Source organism: Microbispora catharanthi, assembly GCF_006334915.2.
Lineage (GTDB): Bacteria > Actinomycetota > Actinomycetes > Streptosporangiales > Streptosporangiaceae > Microbispora > Microbispora catharanthi.
In genome coordinates this window covers 183,225-202,386 of sequence record NZ_VDMA02000006.1, presented here as the reverse complement: position 1 = coordinate 202,386, position 19,162 = coordinate 183,225, and the positions used below count along the sequence as shown (strand labels likewise).

Genomic DNA, 19,162 nt, shown 5'->3' with positions numbered 1-19,162 from the left:
GAACGGCCGCCGCCCCCGAGGGGACGGCGGCCGTCTTCACAGGCTCAGCGCTTCAGTAGCTGCGTGAGCAGGCCCTTGACCTCGGTCGCGGCGTAGGCGTCCCTGTCGAAGGGGCCGAGCAGCACCGGCCCGTCCGCCGCCGCGTCGGGCAGGCGGCCGTGGCTGCCGCGCACCGGCTCCGGGTCGAGCGGCACCACCGACATCATGTAGCGCATGCCCAGCTTCTTGCGGGCCAGCGCCGTACCGGCGCGCAGCTTCACGAGCGGGTCGTTCGGGTCCATGAACAGCTCCGCCGGGTCGTATCCGGGCTTGCGGTGGATCTCCACGAGCTTCGCGAAGTCGGGCGCCCGGTCGTCGGACAGCCAGTAGTAGTAGGTGAACCACGCGTCCGGCTCCGCCACGGCGACGAGGTCACCGGCCCGCTCGTGGTCGAGGCCGTACTTCGCCTTGCCCTCCTGGCCCAGCACCTCGTCCACGCCCGGCAACTCGGCCACGATGTCCCGCACGCGGGGCAGGTCGGCGGTGTCGTTCACGTAGACGTGGGCGACCTGGTGGTCGGCCACCGCGAAGGCCCGCGAGGCCCAGGGGTCGAGATACTCCATGCCGTCCTGGGTGTAGACCTCCAGCAGCCCGGCCCGGCGCAGCGCGCGGTTGACGTCGACGGGGCGGGACGCGTTGGTGATGCCGTACTCGGACAGCACGACCACGGTGGCGTCCTCCCGCAGCAGCGGCGCGAGCGCGGCGTCGACCTCCCGGGCCGCCGCGACGGCCTGGGGCGCGTCGGGCCCGAAGCGCTGCAGGTCGTAGTCGAGGTGCGGGATGTAGACCATGAGCAGGTCGGGCCGCTCCTTCGCGAGGATCCGGCGGGCGGCCGCGATGATCCACTTGGACGAGGTTATGCTCGCCGTCGGCCCCCAGTAGGTGAACAGCGGGAACTCGCCCAGCTCGGCGACCAGGTCGTCGTGCAGCGACGGGGGCCTGGTGTAGCAGTCGGGCTCCTTGCGCCCGTCGGCGTAGTAGATCGGGCGCGGGGTGACGATGAAGTCGCTGGAGCCGCCCATGGCGTACCACCAGCAGACGTTGGCGGTCCGGATCCCGGGCACCGCGTCCCACAGCTGCTCGCCCTGGATCAGCCGGTTGTGCTGCCGCCACAGGAAGATCTCGCCCAGGTCCCGGAAGTACCAGCCGTTGCCGACGATGCCGTGGTCGCGCGGCATCGATCCGGTCAGCAGCGTGGCCTGGACGGAACAGGTCACGGCGGGCAGCACGGGCCGCAGCGACGCGGCGGTGCCGACCTTGGACACGTTCGGCATGTGCGCCAGCAGGCGCGGGGTCAGGCCGACGACGTTCACGACGACGACGGGCGCCATCAGATCTCCTTAAGTCCGAGGGCGGCGAGCCGCCGCCGGGTCCAGTCCAGCTCGGCCGCGATGCCCTCGGCGACGTCCACCGGGCCGGGCAGCACGCTCCAGGTGTAGGTCTCGACCTCGAGGTGCCGGGTGAGGGGCGCGGTGAGGCCCTCGTCCGGGGTCATGAGCCGCCCGAGCAGCTCCTCCAGGTATGGAGTGGTCGTGGTGAGCGGGGGCGGGGGCGCGGCGTGCAGCGGCATGTGGAAGTGCGTGCGCCACGGCAGGTCCGCCGGGAGCCCGCCGGCCAGCGCCTCCGGCAGGTCGTCGGCGTATCCGGCCGCGCAGCGCGTCTGGTGGAGATACCGCTCCTCCTCGTACGCCGCCAGGGCCCGCTGGCCGCCCGGCGGCGCCTCGACGGCGGACGAGACCTGGAGCTTGACGATCGGCAGCCCCAGGCCGGCCGCGTCGGCGGCCTCTTCGAATCCGACGGCGAGGTGGCAGGCGTCCAGGCAGACGCCGAGGTGCGCGGGGTCCGTGCCTGCCAGCAGCTCGACCGCCTGAGGGGTGGTCTCCACGATGCAGCCCGGCTCGGGCTCGAACCCGACGCGGATCGTCTTGCCGGTGCGCTCCGCCAGCGCCCGCAGGCCCCGGGTGAGCGCGTCCAGGTTGGCGGCGACGGCCGCGGCCTTGTCCGGCGTCCAGCCGGTGCGCCAGGCGAGGGGCAGGGTCGAGATCGAGCCCTCGGTCACGTCGTCCGGCAGCAGCGCGGTGAGGATCTCGGCCAGGTCGAGGGTGTAGGCGAGCCGCTGCGGCTCCGCCCAGTCGGGCCGGTACACCCGGAGTTTCACGACCTGGTCGTGGAAGCCCTGGTAGGGGAAGCCGTTGAGGGTGACGACCTCCAGGCCCAGCTCGTCCAGCCGGGCGCGCAGCCGCGCCAGTTCGCCGGGGTCGGCCCGCAGCGCCCGCGCCGCGCCGGACGACAGCCACAGCCCGAGGCCGAGCACCGGGGCGCCGGTCAGCGCCCGCACCCGGGCGGCGACGCCGGACAGCTGCTCGTGGATCCCGGCGAGGTCCTCGGCGGGGTGGACGTTGGTGCAGTAGGCCAGGTGGACGACGGAGCCGGAGGGATGCAGCAGGCGCATGGTCAGCGGGTCCCGCGCAGGATCGTGTTGCCCTCGTAGTCGCCGCCGGACTCGACGTCGTCCAGGTGCAGGCGCCCGCTCTGGCCGTAGAAGGCGACCGGGTTCTGCCACAGCACCCGGTCGACGTCCTCGTCGGTGAACCCGGCGGCCAGCATGGCCTCGCCGACCTCGCGGGTCTTCAGCACGTCGCTGCGTCCCCAGTCGGCGGCGGAGTTCACGATCATCCGCTCGGTGCCGTACTCCTTGAGGATCGCCACCATCCGGTCCGGGTCCATCTTGGTGTCGGGGTAGATCGAGAAGCCCGCCCAGCACCCGGCGTCGCGGACCATGCCGACGGTCAGCTCGTTGAGGTGGTCGACCAGCACCACGCCGGGGTCCATGCCCTTGACCACGTCGAGCGTGCGCCGGGTGCCGGCCGCCTTGTCGCGGTGCGGCGTGTGCACGAGCACCGGCAGGCCGTGCTCCTCGGCCAGCGCGAGCTGGGCCTCGAAGACGCGGTCCTCCTCCGGCGTCACCGAGTCGTAGCCCACCTCGCCGACCGCCACCACGGAGTCCTTCAGCAGGTAGCGGGGCAGCTCGTCCAGCACGCCGGCGCAGCGCGGGTCGTTGGCCTCCTTGGGGTTGAGGGCGAGCGTGCAGTGGTGGCGGATGCCGTACTGCGCGGCGCGGTAGGGCTCCCAGCCCAGCAGCGCGTCGAAGTAGTCGAGGAAGCTGCCGACGTTCGTGCGCGGCTGGCCGAGCCAGAAGGCGGGCTCCACGACGGCCCGGACCCCGGCGGCGTACATGCGCTCGTAGTCGTCCGTCGTGCGGGACGTCATGTGGACGTGGGGGTCGAAGATCCTCATCGGAATCAGAGCCTCTCGAGAACGTCGGGGGGAACGGGACGCCCGGCCGCGCGGCGCTCCGCGGCGAAGTCGGCGAGCATGCGCCGCAACTCCTCGTCGAACCGCCGGCCGAGGCCTTCGACCGACGCGAGCGGGACGGACATGAAGACGCACTTGAGCACGCCCTGCCGGAAGGCGTGGTCGTCAAGCCAGGCCGAGCCGTACGGGCCGAGCGCGGCGGCGACCAGCCGGGTGTCGTTGGTCCGCAGCGCGTCGTGGACGAGCGGGAGAGCGGCCGGACCGAGGTCGAGCTGCGGAAGCGACTCCAGGATCTCCAGCCGCTCCCCCGCGTCGCCCTGCCAGTAGAGCTTCATGACGGCCGCCGCCGGGTCGGGCAGGGCCTTCGCCAGCGCGCCGAGCAGCTCGGCGCGGGCGCCGGGGCCGCCCTCCCGCGCGGCCCGTGGGAACAGCGCGTAGACGGTCTCCGGGTCGCGCTCAACGTCGGCTACGGCCCGCGCCAGCCAGGTCATGTGCCCTCCTCAGGAATTCGATCGACCTTCTCGCCACCTCGGGCGCCGCGTGGCTGTGCCTGGCCAGTTCGACGGCGACCAGCCCGCCGAAGCCGTCGAGGGCGGCGAGCACGGGCGGGAAGTCGATCTCGCCCTCGCCGAACTCGAGATGCTCGTGGACGCCCCGCCGCATGTCCTCGATCTGCACGTGGACGAGATAGGGCTTCGCCCGCTCGACGCACTCGGGCACGTCGTACGGCTCCAGGCAGCGGCAGTGCCCGATGTCGAGGGTGAGGCCGAACCCCGGATGCCCGCCGAGCAGGTCGCGCAGCCGTTCGTATCCGGCGAGGTCTGCCACGAGCATGCCCGGCTCGGGCTCGAACCCGAGCGTGACGCCCACCTCGTCCGCTTCGGAGAGCAGACGCTCGCAGTGGCGTACGAGCCGGTCCCACGCCTCGCCCTCGGGCACCTCGGGCGGCCGGATGCCGCTCCACAGGTGCACCACGGGGGCGCCGAGGTCGGCCGCGATCCGCATGGCCCGGCACAGGAAGCGCACCCGCGCCTCGGCCTCGTCGTGCAGCAGGGTCGGGAAGTGCTTGCGCCGGGGGTCGAGCGTGTACCTGCCGCCCGTCTCCACGGCGAGGGCCAGGCCGAGCCGCCCGGCGAGCGCCGCGATGCGCCCGACCTCCGCCGGGGACGCGCCGGGCATGAGATGCCCGTGGTCGAGCGTGACCGCGGCGCCCGTGTAGCCGAGGTCGGCGAGCACCTCCAGCGTCTGGTCGAGCGGGTGATCGCGGAAGCCGTTGGTGCAGTAGGCCCAGTTCATAGGCACGCTCACGACGTGGCCACCTTCGCCGACAGCCACCGGCCGGCCGGCAGCGCCGCCAGCAGCGCCGCCGCCTGGGCGAACCTGCCCCGCCCGGCCACCGCGGCCGCCTGCAGCGGGATCAGGCCGAGGATGCTCATCCGCACCGCCTGCCGCACCTGCTCGGGATCGGGGTCGGCGCGCAACGCCGCCTGCGCCCTTCCGGCGGTGGCGAGGTAGCCGGCGATCATCGCGGCGGCGCCCAGCCGCCCGGTGGTTTCGCCGCCGCGGCAGGCGACGGCGGCCAGCGCCGCGGACGCGCCGGTCGCGGCCAGCGCCTGGGTGACGGTCGCGGGGGTGGCGCCGTCCACCTCGGCGCGGCCGAGCAGGGTGATCCCGTAGGTGTGGGCGCCGACGGCCAGCGCCATGGGGGCGGCCGCCCGCGTGTGCGGGCCCGCCCCGAGCAGGACGTCGAGCACGCGGCAGGCCGCCATCGCGGCCGGGCCCGCGGCCGTGTGCTTGAGGCGCAGGTCGTAGGCCCAGGCGGCGCCGGCGAGCAGGCCCGCGAGCGCGAGCCCGCGACGTCCGCCGAAGACCGCGGCGGTGGCCACCCCGGCGCCGGTCAGCGCGGCGGCGAGGCCGAGCGCCCCTTCCGGGCTGATCCGGCCGGAGGGGATGGGCCGTTCCGGCCGCTCCTTCGCGTCGATCTTCCGGTCGGACCAGTCGTTGAGCGCCATTCCGCCCCAGTAGAGCAGCACCGACGCGGCGGCGAGGCCGGGCCGGGCCGATCGCCCGGCCGCCGCCGCGCCGGCGAGCGTGTCTCCGGGAACCGACAGCGCGGCGGGCGCGCGGACCAGCTCCAGCCAGGCCCTCACGGCCGCCCCTCCGACAGGGCCTGCGCGAACGCCACCAGGCGGGCGTACTGGGTGGGCAGGTCGTGCCCCGCGCCGCCCAGCGGGTCCTTGAAGAAGTAGCCGAGCTCGGGCAACACGCCGCTGTGCCCGGCCTCGTGGGCCCGCGCGACGAGCCGGACGAGGTCGAGGACGAGCGGGGCGGCGAGCGCCGAGTCGCAGCCCTGCCAGGTGAACTGCATGGTCATCCGGACGCCGAGGAATCCTTCGAACGTGATGTGGTCCCAGGCGGTCTTCCACTCACCGAGGTCGGCCACGTAGTCGATGTGCGTCAGGCCCTCGACGTCCTCGCCCACGATCGCGGGGACGGCCCGCGCCTTGCTCGCCGACTTGCTCTCCCGGGCCGCCGGGTCGGCCAGTGTGGCGCCGTCGCCGCCGCCGAGGAGGTTGAGCCCGGACCACGAGCGGACCCGCAGCGCGCGGCCGGCGAACATCGGCGCGAGCGCGCTCTTGACCAGCGTCTCCCCGGTCTTGCCGTCGCGTCCCGCGTACGGCAGGCCGCCCCGCCGGGCCAGCTCGTCCAGTGCGGGCGGCGTCGGGCCCGCTGAGGGGGTGAACGCGACGTAGCCACATCCTGCCGTGAAGGCCGCGTAGGCGTACAGGGAGCTGGCGGGCAGCGCGTCCCGGCCGGACGCGAGCGCCTCCTCCAGGTCGGCGAGCGTGGCGTACGGCACCTCGGCGGGGGGCTCGGTCGACGACACGTCCACCACGACGACGCGGGACAGGCCGTGCCGCTCCCGGAAGTCCGCGATGTCGCCGGCCAGGCGCCGCGCGGCCTGCGCCTGGCTCTCCTCGCCGGGGACGTAGCCGTGCCTGATCTCGGCCTCGGCGGCGTCGAGGTCAGCGGCGAGCAGGGTCGCCAGGACGGGAGGGAGCACGCCCGCCTGGGCGAGCAGTTCGGCCCTCTTGCGCAGCGGTGTGGCGACCACGTCGTGACCGCCGAACACCAGGTCGCCCAGGGGGGTGAAGTCCCTGGGGAAGTCCGCGGCCTCGATGACACAGCCGGTGGGCGGGGCCGCTCCCGCGCGAACCGCTGCCGCCCCGACCACCGCCGTGGTCGCGACGGACCCGCGGGCGCCGACCAGCCAGACACCGATGGGCACTGTAACTCTCCCGTCAACTCGGGTATGAAGGATGACCCCGGAACATTCGGATAGTAAGAGGGATCTTTCGTCACTGACAAGAAAAAGTTTCTGGAGGGGTACAGAAAGTTCACCGAACCTGCGCGACGAGACCTCGGCCGCCGACCCTCACGGCCGCCTCGCGGCGGGGGCCGCAGCGGCCGCCAACGCCTGAGCTCTCACCGAACCTTGGACTTTGTCCTCTGGGAAGAGAAAGTTCAAAAGATCATGGAAAAACTTCTTCCCCGTTAAGTAAAAGTCGCGTAACTTGCTCGCCAAGTGCTCCGCACAGTCACAAGGGGCCGGAGTGAGGCGAAGGAGCGGAGTCACCCGCGGCACGGCCGCGTCATCGGGGGATCAAGGTTCTTCACGCAGATGGAGTTGGCAAGACGATGAGCGCGTACGAAGAAGAGATGGAGACGGCCGGCAACCTCGGACGCAGGCTGGGGCTGAACCGCCGCCAGTTCCTCGCGGCCACGACCGGCATGGCGGCGGCCGCCGCCGTGGCCGCGGCCGGCCCGATGAAGTCGGCCGCGCGTGCGGCCACCGCGGGCAACGGCGTGCTCGTGCCGCCCGGCAAGCGAGGCATCATCCTGTACACCGTCCGCGACGCCATCTCGCGTGACCCGCTGTCGACCAGCCTCCCGTCCGGCTTCCGCGCCGTGCTTCAGGAGCTCGCCCGGATCGGCTACAAGCAGGTGGAGTTCGCCGGCTACGGCCAGCACGCCAACGCCGAGGGCGGCGCCAGCCTGGAGAGCGTCGAGGGCGCCCGCCTGCTGCGCACCTGGCTGGACGACAACGGCCTGGAGGCCGAGGGCAACCACGGCTTCATCCCCGGCTCCTGGCCGCTGAGCCAGGCCGACCTCGACCGCTTCAAGCTCCACCTGGAGATCGCCAACATCCTCGGCATGGGCCACGTGGGCACCGGCAGCGACCCGACCGGCAGCGCCTACAAGGCCGACTGGGACGTCGCCGCCGAGAAGTGGAACACGCTCGGCGAGCTCGCCACCGCGGCCGGCCTCAAGCTGTACACGCACAACCACGACGTGGCCTACAGCTTCCTGCTCGACAGCGGCCCGCTCGACGACCGGGGCCGTCCCACCCGCTCCTCCGGCATCCGGCGCCTCGAGTACTTCCTGCAGCAGACCGACCCCGGCAAGGTCTGGCTGGAGATGGACATCTTCTGGGCGCACGTGGCCCAGTACAAGTACAAGACCTACACCGCGACCGACGGCTCCACCCAGACGCAGGTCTTCAACCCGCTCGGCGTCGTGCAGGCCCAGACGACGCGGTTCCCGCTGTTCCACGCCAAGGACGGCAAGATCAACACCGGTACCTCCAACGGCTACGACATGGTTCCGTTCGGCACCGGCGACATCGACTACAAGAGCTTCTTCTCGGAGATGGGCGCCAAGGGCTACCACAACCCGATGTACGAGCAGGACAACGCCCCCGGCGGCACCGCCAACCCGGCGCAGTCGCTGCAGTACGCGGAGCTGAGCTACAACAACATCGCCAAGCTCCGCGGCTGAGGCCCACCCGGGGCCCCTCGGCCAGTCCTCTGACTCCATGGCGGACCGCCACGCGTTCGTTCCACCGGCACGCGGCGGCCCGCCTTTTCCTGCCACCCCCCTGAAAGAAGAGGCGCAGCGGATTTGAAGCGTACTCGCATACTGGTCGGCGGTCTCGCCGCCGCGTTGACGCTCCCGTTCGCGGCGGCGCTCACCGCCGCTCCGGCCCAGGCGCACGAAGACGCGCTGCACTGGGAGAACTACGAGAAGGTCACCCTCACCAAGGACGTCGGCGAGCCGATCGACATGGCGATCCTGCCGGACAGCCGGGTGCTGCACACCGCCCGCAACGGCGACATCCGGATGACCGACCCCGCCACCGGCGTCACCAAGGTCGTCAACACGATCGACGTCTACAACAACTCCGAAGACGGCCTGCAGACGATCGGCCTCGACCCCGACTTCGCGAACAACAAGTGGGTCTACGTCTACTACGCGCCCAGGAAGATGACCGGGCCGTACCCGGAGACGACTCCGACCGGCTCCGCGCCCAACTCCCTGCCCGCGGGCGCCGACGAGTCGTACTGGAACCAGTGGAAGGGCTACAACCAGCTCTCCCGGTTCAAGTGGACCGGCGACAAGCTCGACCTGTCGACCGAGCAGGTCATCATCAAGGTCGAGACCAACCGCGGGCAGTGCTGCCACGTCGCCGGCGACTTCGACTGGGACGACGACGGCAACCTCTACCTGGCCACCGGTGACAACACCCCGGCCAGCACCCCCGGCGCCAACGGCATGGCGCCCAACAACGACGCCCCCGGCATGAACCCCGGCTTCGACGACCGTCGCGGCGCCGGCAACACCAACGACCTGCGCGGCAAGATCCTGCGGATCAACGTGCGGGAGGACGGCTCCTACACCGTCCCGGACGGCAACCTGTTCCCGAAGGGCACCGCCAAGACCAGGCCCGAGATCTTCGTGATGGGCGTGCGGAACCCGTTCCGCATGGACGTCGACGGGAAGACCGGCACGCTGTCGTGGGGCGACTACGGACCGGACGCCGGCGCCGCCGACCCCAACCGCGGCCCGATGGGGTACGTCGAGTGGAACGTCACCCCGCTGAACAAGCCGATGAACGGCGGCTGGCCGTACTGCACCGGCGACAACTTCAACTACAACCACTGGGACTACGCGAACTCCAAGCCGCGTGAGTTCTTCGACTGCGCGGGCGGTCCGACCAACAACTCCGTGTGGAACAACGGCCTGGAGAAGCTGCCCCCGGCGACCCCGGCCGACCTGTACTACGGCGACCGCGCGAGCGACCAGCCGGCCGAGTGGTCCGGGCTGACCGAGTTCGATCCGAAGCAGAACGGCCAGGCCCCGATGGGCGGACCGGTCTACCACTACGACGCGGACAACCCCTCGACGACGAAGTTCCCCGAATACTGGGACGACAAGTTCTTCTTCGGCGAGTTCTCCCAGGACTACCTGGCGGCGTTCACCGTGTCCGGCGCCGACGGCCCGGTGTCGAAGATCGAGCAGTTCCTGCCGAACGCCGACCTGACCAAGATGGCGATGCCCATCACGGACAACCCGATGGACCTCGAGTTCGGCCCCGACGGGGCGCTGTACGTGCTCGAGTACGGCGACGGCTTCTTCCGGGCCAACCCCGACTCGGGCCTCTACCGCATCGACTACTCGCCCGGCAACAAGGCCCCGCAGGCGAAGATCACCGTTGACAGGACGTCGGGCAGCAACGCGCCGCTCACCGTCCAGTTCAGCGGCGCCAAGTCCTCCGACTCGGAGGCGGGCGACCTCACCTACGAGTGGGACTTCGACGGCAACGGCACCTTCGACGCCAAGGGCGTGACCGCGAGCCACACCTACGACAAGCTCGGGCAGTACACCGCCCGGCTCCGCGTGACCGACGCGGGCGGCAGGTTCGGCCTCGCCACGACCGAGATCACCGTCGGCAACACCGCGCCCACGGTCGGCATCGAGACCCCCGGCGACGGCGGCTTCATCGACTGGGGCAACGCGGTTCCGTTCAAGGTCAAGGTGACCGACCAGGAGGACGGCGACAACCCGACCTGCAGCAGGGTCGCGTGGACCTTCGGCCTCGGCCACGACACGCACGCCCACCCGATCACCACGGGCACCGGCTGCACCGTCGCCTGGGCGACCCCGGCCGACGCGCCCGAGCACGGCGAGACCGAGAACATTTTCGGCGTCGTCGTGGTCAGCTACCGCGACAACGGCGCCAACGGCATCCCCGGCGCGAGCAGCGACGCGACGCTGATCCTCAACCCGAAGCTCATGCAGGCCGAGCACGGGGACGACAGCAAGGGCGTCACCAAGACGCAGGACGAGACGGCGTCCGGCCTCAACAAGGTCACCTCGTTCGACGCCGGCGACTACATCGGCTACGACCCGGTGAACCTCAGCGGCATCACGTCGGTGAAGACCACGGCCACCGGCGCGGGCACCCTGTCGCTGCGGTGGAACTCGCCGACCGCGGCCCCGTTCGCGACCGTCGCGATCCCGGCCGGCTCCGGCTGGCAGACGGTGACCACCGACCTGAAGAACGCCCCCACGGGCAGCGGCAAGCTGTACGTCACCTCGACCGGCGGCGTGGACGTGGACGCGTTCACCTTCGCGGGCGACGGCGTCGCAGACAAGACCCCGCCGACCGTGACGGCCGCGCTCAACCCGGCCCAGCCGAACGGTGAGAACGGCTGGTACACCGGCAACGTGACGATGACGGTCACCGCGACCGACAACGGCACGGTGTCGAGCCGGCAGTACTCGATCGACGGCGGCACCACCTGGCTGAGCGCCAACAACGCGGTGACGTTCAGCACCGAGGGCGCCACGGAGGTCCGCTACCGCGCGACCGACAGCGGCGGCAACGTCTCGCAGATCGGCACCATCACGGTGAAGATCGACAAGACCGCGCCCGCGCTGACCGTCAGCGGCGTCGAGTCCGGCGACCACGGCGACTCGACCTCCATCACGCCCGTCTTCTCCGCCACGGACGCCGCGTCCGGGGTGGCGAGCGTGACGGCGGCCATCGGTGACCTGCAGGTCGAGTCGGGTGAGGCGCTGCCCCTGTGGAAGCTGCCGCTCGGCGAGAACGAGCTGGTCGTGACCGCCAAGGACAAGGCCGGGCAGACCACGAAGAAGTCCGTGACCTTCACCGTCACGACCTCCTTCGAGGACGTGAAGGCCCTCCTCGCCGCCTTCCGGAGCGCCGGCACGGTGACCGAGGACGGCGACGTGCTGATCGCGCAGCTCGACCAGGCGGCCGTCCAGGCCGGCAAGGGCAAGAAGGATGACGCGATCAAGGCCCTGGAGCGGTTCACCGGCTTCGCCGGCGACGCCAAGAGGGTGACCGACAAGGCCGCGAGCGACGCGCTCGTCCGCGACGCGAAGGCGCTCATCGAGCGGCTGCGCGGCTAGCCAGACGTCCCGTGGGTCCGGCCCGGCCCGGCCGGACCCACGGGGCCTCACACCCCCCACAGCCCTCGCACCCCCCGAAAACAGAGGCGCCGGCGACCACGGCGGCATCGTGATGCCATCGTGATCGCCGGCGTCGAACTGTCCACATCGGTGAGCCGATGTAAGGACATGAGGCGAATCCGGTACGGCGCGGCGGCCCTGGCGGCCGTCGCCTTTCTGTTGACGGGGTGCGGCGGCTCGGGCGAATCCAGCAGCGACACGGCCGGCAGCGCCGCCGCTCCCATGGCGCCGGCCGGGGAGGCCGCCACGGCCGGGGCCACGGACCAGAGCGAGGAACGGGCGCCCGCCACGAGTGGCGCGAGCGGCGGGCAGGAGAAGACCAGGATCGACCCGGCCGACCGGGCGATCATCTACCAGGCCGAGCTCACCGTCGAGGCCAAGGACGTCACGGCGGCGGCCGACCGCGCGAAGGCGATCGTGACGGGCGCGGGCGGGTACGTCGCCGAGGAGCGCAGCGAGTCGGTCTCCGGCGGCGACCGGTCGACGATCGCGTTCAAGGTGCCCCCGGCGCGCTACGCCGACGTGCTGGCCCAGCTCGGACGCGACCTCGGCACACGCACGTCGGTGCAGCAGAACGCGCAGGACGTCACCGAGGAGGTCGCCGACGTCGCCAGCCGGGTGAAGTCGGCCGAGGCCGCGCTCGGGCAGTTCCGCACGCTGCTGTCGAAGGCGAACAAGATCGGCGAGATCCTCGAGATCGAGCGGGAGATCTCCAGCCGCGAGGCCGATCTGGAGTCGCTGCAGGCCAGGCAGAAGGCCCTGGAGGCGCAGACCGGCATGGCCACCGTGACGCTCACCCTGGTGCTCCCGCCGAAGCCCTGGGCCCGGCCCGAGAAGAAGGAGGACGAGACCGGCTTCCTCGCCGGCCTGCGCGCCGGGTGGGACACCCTGACCACGTCGACCGTGATGGCGCTGACCGTGCTGGGCGCGCTGCTGCCCTGGATCGTCGTGGCCGGGGTGGTGTGGCTGGCCGTCCGGGTCGTCATGCGCCGGATGCGCCGCCGTGCCGCCCCGCCGGCCGGTCCCGTGCCCCCCGGTGCCGTACCCCCCGGGCCCGTTCCTCCCGGGCACGGGCCCGGCTTCCCCGCGGGTCCCGCGCCCACGGGCGACCCCGCCGGGCAGCCGAACCTCGGCTCACCGGAGCCGGCTGCCCGCGAGGACCGGGACGAGAACCAGGATCAGGGCCGGGAATCCGAGCGCACGCCGGGGTAGGGACCTGGCGCCTCAGCGGGCCGACGACTCGTGGACGAAGTCGGTGAGCCGGGCGAGCTGGTCGGGGTCGGTCGAGGGAAGCACGCCGTGGCCGAGGTTGAACACGTGCCCCTCGGCCACCCGGCCGCGTTCGAGCACGTCCCTGGCCCGCCTCTCGACGACCTCCCAGGGCGCGAGCAGGATCGCCGGGTCGAGGTTGCCCTGCAGGGCCTTGCCCGCGCCCACGCGCAGCGCGGCCTCGTCGAGCGGCACCCGCCAGTCGACGCCCACCACGTCGGCGCCGGCCTCGCCCATGAGGCCGAGCAGCTCGCCGGTGCCGACGCCGAAGTGGATGCGCGGCACGCCGAGGTCGGCCAGGCCGGCGAAGATCCTGCCGGTGTGCGGCAGCACGTAGGTGCGGTAGTCCTGCGGCGCGACCGCGCCCACCCACGAGTCGAAGAGCTGGACGGCCGAGGCCCCCGCCGCCACCTGCACGCGCAGGAAGGCGAGCGTGATCGCGCCGAGCCGCTCCATCAGCTCGTGCCACAGCTCGGGCTCGCCGTACATCATGGCCTTGGTGCGGTCGTGGTTCTTGGAGGGGCCGCCCTCGATCAGGTACGACGCGAGCGTGAAGGGCCCTCCGGCGAAGCCGATCAGCGGGGTGCCGCCCAGCTCGCCGGTGAGCGCGCCGACCGCCTCCGTCACGTAGGGGACGTCGTCCGGCTCCAGCGGCCGCAGGACCTCCATGCCCGCCTTGTCGCGGATGGGGGTTCCGACGACCGGGCCGACGCCCGGCTTGATGTCGAGGTCGACGCCGACGGCCTTGAGCGGGACCACGATGTCGCTGAAGAAGATCGCCGCGTCCGTGCCGTACCTGCGGACCGGCTGCATGGTGATCTCGACCACGAGGTCGGGCGTGGCGCAGGCGGTGAGCATCTCGACGCCCGCGCGCACCCGGCGGTACTCGGGCAGTGACCGCCCGGCCTGGCGCATGTACCACACCGGCGTGTACGGAACGGGCTCGCGCCGGCAGGCGCGAATGAAAACGGAATCGGCGAGCTGGGGTTTCACGGCACCAGCCTGCCATGTCCCCACGCCGCCCCGTGCCCGGACCCACGACCTGGGGCTCCAGAACGACGCGAGGATGGCCGTTGATCGCGTAAGGTGAACCCCATCCCCTCCTGTGAGTCATCTCACAGCTCGGTAATGTGTTCGCCAATCGGCCATCCGGCATCGATTCCAATACCACTTTCGAGACACGCCGAGTGCGATGCGGGGAAATGTCGCCGGGACGTGCCAACGTCGGATCAGTCCCGAGCGACCGCCACGACCGTGGATCCGACGAGAGGCCCCGGAGCGATGACTTCGATGTGGAGTTCCCCCGAACGCCGCACTGAGCACTGTGCCGGCAGCGACGCCGCGCGCCCCGCCCGCCCGAGCGGCGCGCCGCGCGCGACGGGGCGGCGAGAGCGCGCGGACGGCCGCGGCGACCGCCGGGACCGCATGCGCGGGCGCGCCCCGGCACGGACGGCCGACCGGGTGACGGCTCGACTGGCGGCGACGGTTTGACGACTTCCGATGCCCCCCACAGCCGCCCCCCTGCTTCGCGCTATCCCGAATCCGACCTACTCTTCCGTCATGACCCTCGGTGAACCGCCCGCGCCTCCCGCCGCCTTCCGGCGCGCGCTGGAGACGCTGCGCCCCGCCGAGGTACGGCCGGAGATCGAGCTGGAGGACATCCCCGCCCCCCAGCGGCTCGCGCCGTATTCCGGTGCGGTCGGGGCCTCCGTGTACCGTGACGACGACGAACTCGCCGTCGGCCGCCTGATCATGCTGTTCGACCCCGAGGGCCAGCGCGGCTGGGAGGGGCCGTTCCGCCTCGTCGCCTACGTACGCGCCGACATGGAGCCGGAGATGACCACAGACCCGCTGCTGGGGCCGGTGGCCTGGAGCTGGCTGACCGAGGCGCTCGACGCCCACGGCGCGAGGTACGCCGCGGTGGGCGGCACGGTCACCCGCGCCGTCTCGGAGGGGTTCGGCGGCAAGGCGGACGACCCCGTCACCACGGAGATCGAGCTGCGGGCCTCGTGGTCGCCGCTCGACGAGGACCTGTCGTCGCACGCGGCCGCCTGGTGCGACCTCATGTGCCTGGCCGCCGGCATCCCCCCGCTGCCGCCCGACGTCGCCACGCTGCATCGGCGCCCCGCCCGCCGAGATGATCCGAAAGTTCCTTAGCCCGTGACAGAACCCGTAGTCCAGCCTCTGTTGGAGCCGCGCGAGGGAATCCCGCCCGTCATCGAGGACTCCGCCGCGCTCGTGGCCGCCGTGGACGCCTTCGCCCGTGGGACGGGGCCGGTGGCCGTCGACGCCGAGCGTGCCTCCGGATACCGCTACAGCGGCCGCGCCTACCTGGTGCAGCTGCGCCGGGCCGGTGCGGGCACCGCGCTGATCGACCCCGTCAAGTGTCCCGACCTGTCGGCCCTGGACGAGGCCGTACGCGACACCGAGATCGTCCTGCACGCCGCGAACCAGGATCTGCCGTGCCTGGCCGAGCTGGGCTTCCGCCCGCGGCGGCTGTTCGACACCGAGCTGGCCGGGCGGCTGCTCGGCTACGAGCGGGTCGGGCTGGGGACCATGGTCGAGCTCGTCCTCGGCCTGCGGCTGGAGAAGGGGCACTCCGCGGCCGACTGGTCGGCCCGCCCGCTGCCGGAGGACTGGCTGCGCTACGCGGCGCTCGACGTGGAGGTGCTGGTCGAGCTCCGCGACGTCCTGCACGACGAGCTGGCCGCCACCGGCAAGCTGGAGTGGGCGCTGGAGGAGTTCGCGTCGATCCTGGCCGCTCCCGCCCATCCCCCGCGTACCGACCCGTGGCGGCGCACCTCGGGCATCCACCGGGTGCGCACGCTGCGCGGGCTCGCCGTGGTGCGGGAGCTGTGGACGCTGCGCGACGAGATCGCGCGGGAGGCCGACCTCGCGCCGGGCCGCGTGCTGCCCGACTCGGCGATCGTGCAGGCCGCCCTCGACCAGCCGCGCACGACCAAGGCCCTCACCGAGATCACCCCGTTCGTCGGCCGCAGCGCCCGCCGCCACCTCAACGACTGGCTGGCGGCGGTGAACCGGGCCCGCACGATGCCGGAGACGGCGCTGCCGCAGCCCGTGGGGCCCGGGGACGGCCCTCCCCCGGCCAACCGGTGGGCCGACCGCGACCCGGCCGCCGCCAAGCGGCTCGTGGCGGCACGGGCCGTCGTCGCCGCGCTCGCCGACGAACACCGCATGCCGACCGAGAACCTGCTCCAGCCCGACGCCGTACGCAGGCTGACCTGGGAGCCGCCCGCGCCGATCAGCGAGGAGACCGTGGCGGCGCGGCTGCGCTCACTCGGCGCGCGGGAGTGGCAGATCGGCCTGACCGTCCACCCGCTGGCCAAGGCACTGGAGCGGCTGGAGATCAAGGGAGAGGTGTGACATGCGGGGCGACGGCCGGACGGGAGGTCCCCCTTGGGCTACCGCCCGCACCACGTCCAGCTCGCCGTTCCGCCCGGAGCGGAGGACGACTGCCGCGCCTTCTACGTGGGCGTGCTCGGGATGACCGAGATCGGCCACCGCCGCTTCTACGCCCACGACAACGTCGGCAACCGCCTGGAGTTCCTCGAACCGGCGTGAGCACGTGGCGGCTCCCGGATGCGCGGCCGTCGCCGGCGCGCCCCGGGAGCCTGTTCACTCAGCTCGCGTCGTCGTCGACGACGACGAGCCGGGCGAAGCCGCCGCCGATCGTCGCGTTGACCGGCACCGAGGCGACCACCTGGTAGGACTGCGGCGCGGACGCCACCGCGGTGTCGCCGTTGACGGGCACCCGGAAGGACGCCTCCAGGGACCCGGCCGGGATGACGACCTCCTGCGCCGCCGAGGCGATCACCGGGGCGGCCCCGGTCGCGATCGTCTGGATCTGGACCGTCACCGGCGTGGCGCTCTTCTCCGACAGCCGCACCGTCATCGTGGCCGTGCCCGGCCCGTCGCCCTCGCCCACCGTGGCGCCCTCCACCGACACCTGCGGCAGCCTGTCGGTGGAGACCTCACCCGCCGCCGTCGCGGTGAACGCGAGATCCGCGAGGTAGACCGCGCCCTTCCGGCTCGCACCCGAGATCCGGATCTCGCTGATCTGCTGCGGTTTGACGCCGGTGAGCGAGCTCAGCGGGACGCGGACCGTGCGCAGCCAGGTCTTGGGCAGCGGCGAGGACGCGCCGGGGAACGCCGTGAGCGCGTCGCCGACCTCGGACACCTTGACCGTGCGGGACGCGCCGCGCCTGTCGACGATCTCGACCGCGAGGTCCACGTCGCCGGTCGCCGTCTCGTCCCTCGCCGCGCGGAAGGTGAGCGCGTCGTAGCGGGAGACGTTCTGGTCCGGCGTGTCCAGCGGCACCGTCACCGTGCCCGTGGGGTCGCTCCAGGAGAACCGCAGCACCGGTGTCGAGGCGACGTTGTTCGCGTACGTCGCGGGCGTCCAGGACGGCGCCTGCGCGGTGGTCAGCGTGGAGGCGCAGGACGGCAGGCGGCTCTGCGGCGAGCGGTCGAGCATCCCGGCGCAGACGACCGCGGCGGCCGAGCCGGAGACCCGCGCGGACGGCGCGAGCGACGCGAAGGAGGCCACGTCGAGGCGCTTGCCCGCGGGCGCCTGGGCGACCGCGTGCACGAGGGCCCGCCCGGCGGAGGCGGGGGTGCCGCCGCTGCCGTCGAACAGCGGCAGCAGGCCCTGCTCGCCGCCCTGGACCAGGCGGAAGAACCCCGCGATGTACGCGGTGCCGACGGCGTACTGCTCGGCGGCGGTCAGCCGCGACGGCGCGGCGCCGCCGCAGACGGGATCGTTGCGGTTCGACCAGTCGTCGGACGCGGGCGCGTGCGCCACGCCCGGCGTCCACTCGGTGTTGAAGAAGTTGTGGTCGGCGCCCATGACCATCAGCGAGGAGCGGAAGGCCGGGTCGCCGTCCACGGCGTACCGGGAGTCGTCGTAGAAGTGCTGGCCCTGCTGGTTGGAGACGTCCCCGTCGCAGTACGGCAGGATGACGGCCATCGGCGTGCCGGGCAGGGTCGCCCGCGCGAAGTCCGTCGGGGCGAGCGGGAGCACCGCCCTGATGCCGTACGGCCTGGCCCTGCCCGCGTTCATCAGCGCGGCCTTGACGACGCCCTCGCCTCCGCGCGAGTGGCCCATCAGGCCGACGTCGGACATGTCGAGGCGGCCCTTGAACAGGCTCACCAGCTTCGCGTCGCCCACGCCCTCGTCGGCGTCGGCGAGCAGGTCGAGGTGCCGCATGACGACCTCGCCCCGGGCCAGCGCGCCCCGGTCCTCGCTGTAGGGGTTGTCGGCGGCGTTGACGCCGTCGGCGCTGACCGACACGACGACGTATCCGTGGCCGGCGAGCACGTCGGCGGGGCCGTCGTAGCCCTGGTAGCTGGCGATGGGCCGCTGCCCCGCCGGACAGGGCCACTGGGTGTTGGACGTCGTCCAGGCCGTGGGGTCGTAGCAGGCCGAGTGGCGGCCGTGCAGGAAGACGACCAGCGGGCGCCTGCCGCGGGCGCCTTCCGGCAGGTAGACCTTCGCCCGGATCTCGGCCTGACGGCCGCCGAGCCCCTCCAGGGTGATGGCGGTGTCGCCGAGGTCGTACTCGTCGTGGGTCACGGCGTACGGACCGGGCGCGGCGGGGTCGACGGGCGCGGGAGCCGGCCTGCCGTGCGTCTTGGCGGGCGGGTCGGCGGGCGTGGGCGCGGCCTTGCCGGCGGCCGCCGCGGCGGCCTCGGGCACCTCGCCGTTCCAGGCCACGTCGACGGACGACGCCGTGGCGACGGAGGGGTCGGGGGTGACGACGGTCAGCGTCATGCCGTCCGGTGACTCCTCGGCCGGGCCGAGCGACCGGCCGTCCGCCGCGAGTTCGGGGACGGCGTCGCGGACCGGCAGCGGCTTGTTCAGGTGGAGGGTGACACGGTGGCCGCCGCCGACGGGCTCGACGGTCCAGGTGCCGTCCTCGCCGGGTGAGCCGGGCGGCGCGGCGTGCGCGGATCCCGTGAGGAGGGAGGTGGACAGGGTCGCGGCCGTGACGGCCGCGGCGAGCGCCTTGGCCCAGGCGCGCACAGGAGAGCGCATTGGTTCCTTTTCGAGTGCAATGCCCCAAGAAAGCCGCCCACGAGAGCTACAGGAGGGATTCTTGGGGTTTGAGGGGTTGCATCCCGAATGAGATCGCCACTGGCGGCATGCGCTGATTCCTGCCAGTTTCCGACCGGTTAACGATCA

Annotated in this window: 15 protein-coding genes; 6 read left to right on the top strand and 9 right to left on the bottom strand. The window is 72.5% G+C overall.

All coding sequences use genetic code 11. The annotated features are described in order from the left end of the window. Positions 1-44: 44 nt before the first annotated feature. From FH610_RS13530 to FH610_RS13500, 7 genes are read right to left on the bottom strand one after another with little or no spacing between them, the layout of a single operon-like run. Positions 45-1,370 (bottom strand): alkaline phosphatase family protein, encoded by a 1,326-nt coding sequence (locus FH610_RS13530; RefSeq protein ID WP_139574693.1) that lies wholly within the window; start codon positions 1,368-1,370, stop codon positions 45-47. Next, positions 1,370-2,491, bottom strand: a complete 1,122-nt coding sequence (eboE, locus tag FH610_RS13525; protein ID WP_139574692.1) for a metabolite traffic protein EboE — start codon at positions 2,489-2,491, stop codon at positions 1,370-1,372. Before eboE ends, FH610_RS13530 begins: the two co-directional genes overlap by 1 nt. Before the next feature lie 2 nt (positions 2,492-2,493). Continuing rightward, entirely contained in the window at positions 2,494-3,336 is an 843-nt protein-coding gene (locus FH610_RS13520) for a TatD family hydrolase (protein WP_139574691.1), read from the bottom strand. 5 nt (positions 3,337-3,341) lie between these two features. Continuing rightward, complete coding sequence (locus tag FH610_RS13515) at positions 3,342-3,845, bottom strand: EboA domain-containing protein (protein ID WP_139574690.1); 504 nt, start codon at positions 3,843-3,845, stop codon at positions 3,342-3,344. Next, a complete protein-coding gene (locus FH610_RS13510) occupies positions 3,811-4,662 on the bottom strand; it encodes a sugar phosphate isomerase/epimerase family protein (RefSeq protein ID WP_240808948.1) in 852 nt (283 codons plus the stop codon). The genes FH610_RS13515 and FH610_RS13510 overlap by 35 nt, the downstream gene beginning before the upstream one ends. Then, positions 4,659-5,504, bottom strand: a complete 846-nt coding sequence (locus FH610_RS13505; RefSeq protein ID WP_139574689.1) for an SCO3242 family prenyltransferase — start codon at positions 5,502-5,504, stop codon at positions 4,659-4,661. The genes FH610_RS13510 and FH610_RS13505 overlap by 4 nt, the downstream gene beginning before the upstream one ends. After that, entirely contained in the window at positions 5,501-6,643 is a 1,143-nt protein-coding gene (locus FH610_RS13500; RefSeq protein ID WP_139574688.1) for an inositol-3-phosphate synthase, read from the bottom strand. The genes FH610_RS13505 and FH610_RS13500 overlap by 4 nt, the downstream gene beginning before the upstream one ends. Before the next feature lie 410 nt (positions 6,644-7,053). On the opposite strand from FH610_RS13500, the gene FH610_RS13495 reads away from it, so the two are divergent. The 3 genes from FH610_RS13495 to FH610_RS13485 all read left to right on the top strand — a co-directional run bounded on the left by FH610_RS13495 (position 7,054) and on the right by FH610_RS13485 (position 12,903). Continuing rightward, positions 7,054-8,193 carry a sugar phosphate isomerase/epimerase family protein gene (locus tag FH610_RS13495; protein ID WP_139574687.1) on the top strand — a complete coding sequence of 380 codons (1,140 nt, stop codon included), beginning with the start codon at positions 7,054-7,056 and terminating at the stop codon, positions 8,191-8,193. 123 nt (positions 8,194-8,316) lie between these two features. After that, positions 8,317-11,631, top strand: coding sequence for a PQQ-dependent sugar dehydrogenase (locus FH610_RS13490; RefSeq protein WP_205825746.1), 3,315 nt, complete (start codon positions 8,317-8,319; stop codon positions 11,629-11,631). A 168-nt stretch (positions 11,632-11,799) separates the two neighbouring features. After that, positions 11,800-12,903, top strand: a complete 1,104-nt coding sequence (locus FH610_RS13485; protein ID WP_139574686.1) for a DUF4349 domain-containing protein — start codon at positions 11,800-11,802, stop codon at positions 12,901-12,903. A 12-nt stretch (positions 12,904-12,915) separates the two neighbouring features. Here the strand turns inward: FH610_RS13485 and hemE are convergent, their stop codons facing one another. Next, the gene (gene hemE / locus FH610_RS13480) at positions 12,916-13,953 is read right to left on the bottom strand and encodes a uroporphyrinogen decarboxylase (protein WP_139574685.1); all 1,038 of its coding nucleotides are present in this window, start codon (positions 13,951-13,953) and stop codon (positions 12,916-12,918) included. Between the two features lie 567 nt (positions 13,954-14,520). On the opposite strand from hemE, the gene FH610_RS13475 reads away from it, so the two are divergent. Genes FH610_RS13475 through FH610_RS43285 form a run of 3 tightly spaced genes read left to right on the top strand, consistent with a single transcriptional unit; the run spans position 14,521 to position 16,542 of the window. Beyond that, entirely contained in the window at positions 14,521-15,117 is a 597-nt protein-coding gene (locus FH610_RS13475; RefSeq protein WP_139574684.1) for a DUF3000 domain-containing protein, read from the top strand. A 3-nt stretch (positions 15,118-15,120) separates the two neighbouring features. Further along, positions 15,121-16,344, top strand: a complete 1,224-nt coding sequence (locus tag FH610_RS13470; RefSeq protein ID WP_139574683.1) for a ribonuclease D — start codon at positions 15,121-15,123, stop codon at positions 16,342-16,344. A 33-nt stretch (positions 16,345-16,377) separates the two neighbouring features. Further along, the gene (locus tag FH610_RS43285; protein WP_167538715.1) at positions 16,378-16,542 is read left to right on the top strand and encodes a VOC family protein; all 165 of its coding nucleotides are present in this window, start codon (positions 16,378-16,380) and stop codon (positions 16,540-16,542) included. A 58-nt stretch (positions 16,543-16,600) separates the two neighbouring features. Here the strand turns inward: FH610_RS43285 and FH610_RS13465 are convergent, their stop codons facing one another. Further along, positions 16,601-19,015 carry an alpha/beta hydrolase gene (locus tag FH610_RS13465; RefSeq protein WP_139574682.1) on the bottom strand — a complete coding sequence of 805 codons (2,415 nt, stop codon included), beginning with the start codon at positions 19,013-19,015 and terminating at the stop codon, positions 16,601-16,603. Positions 19,016-19,162: the final 147 nt, after the last annotated feature.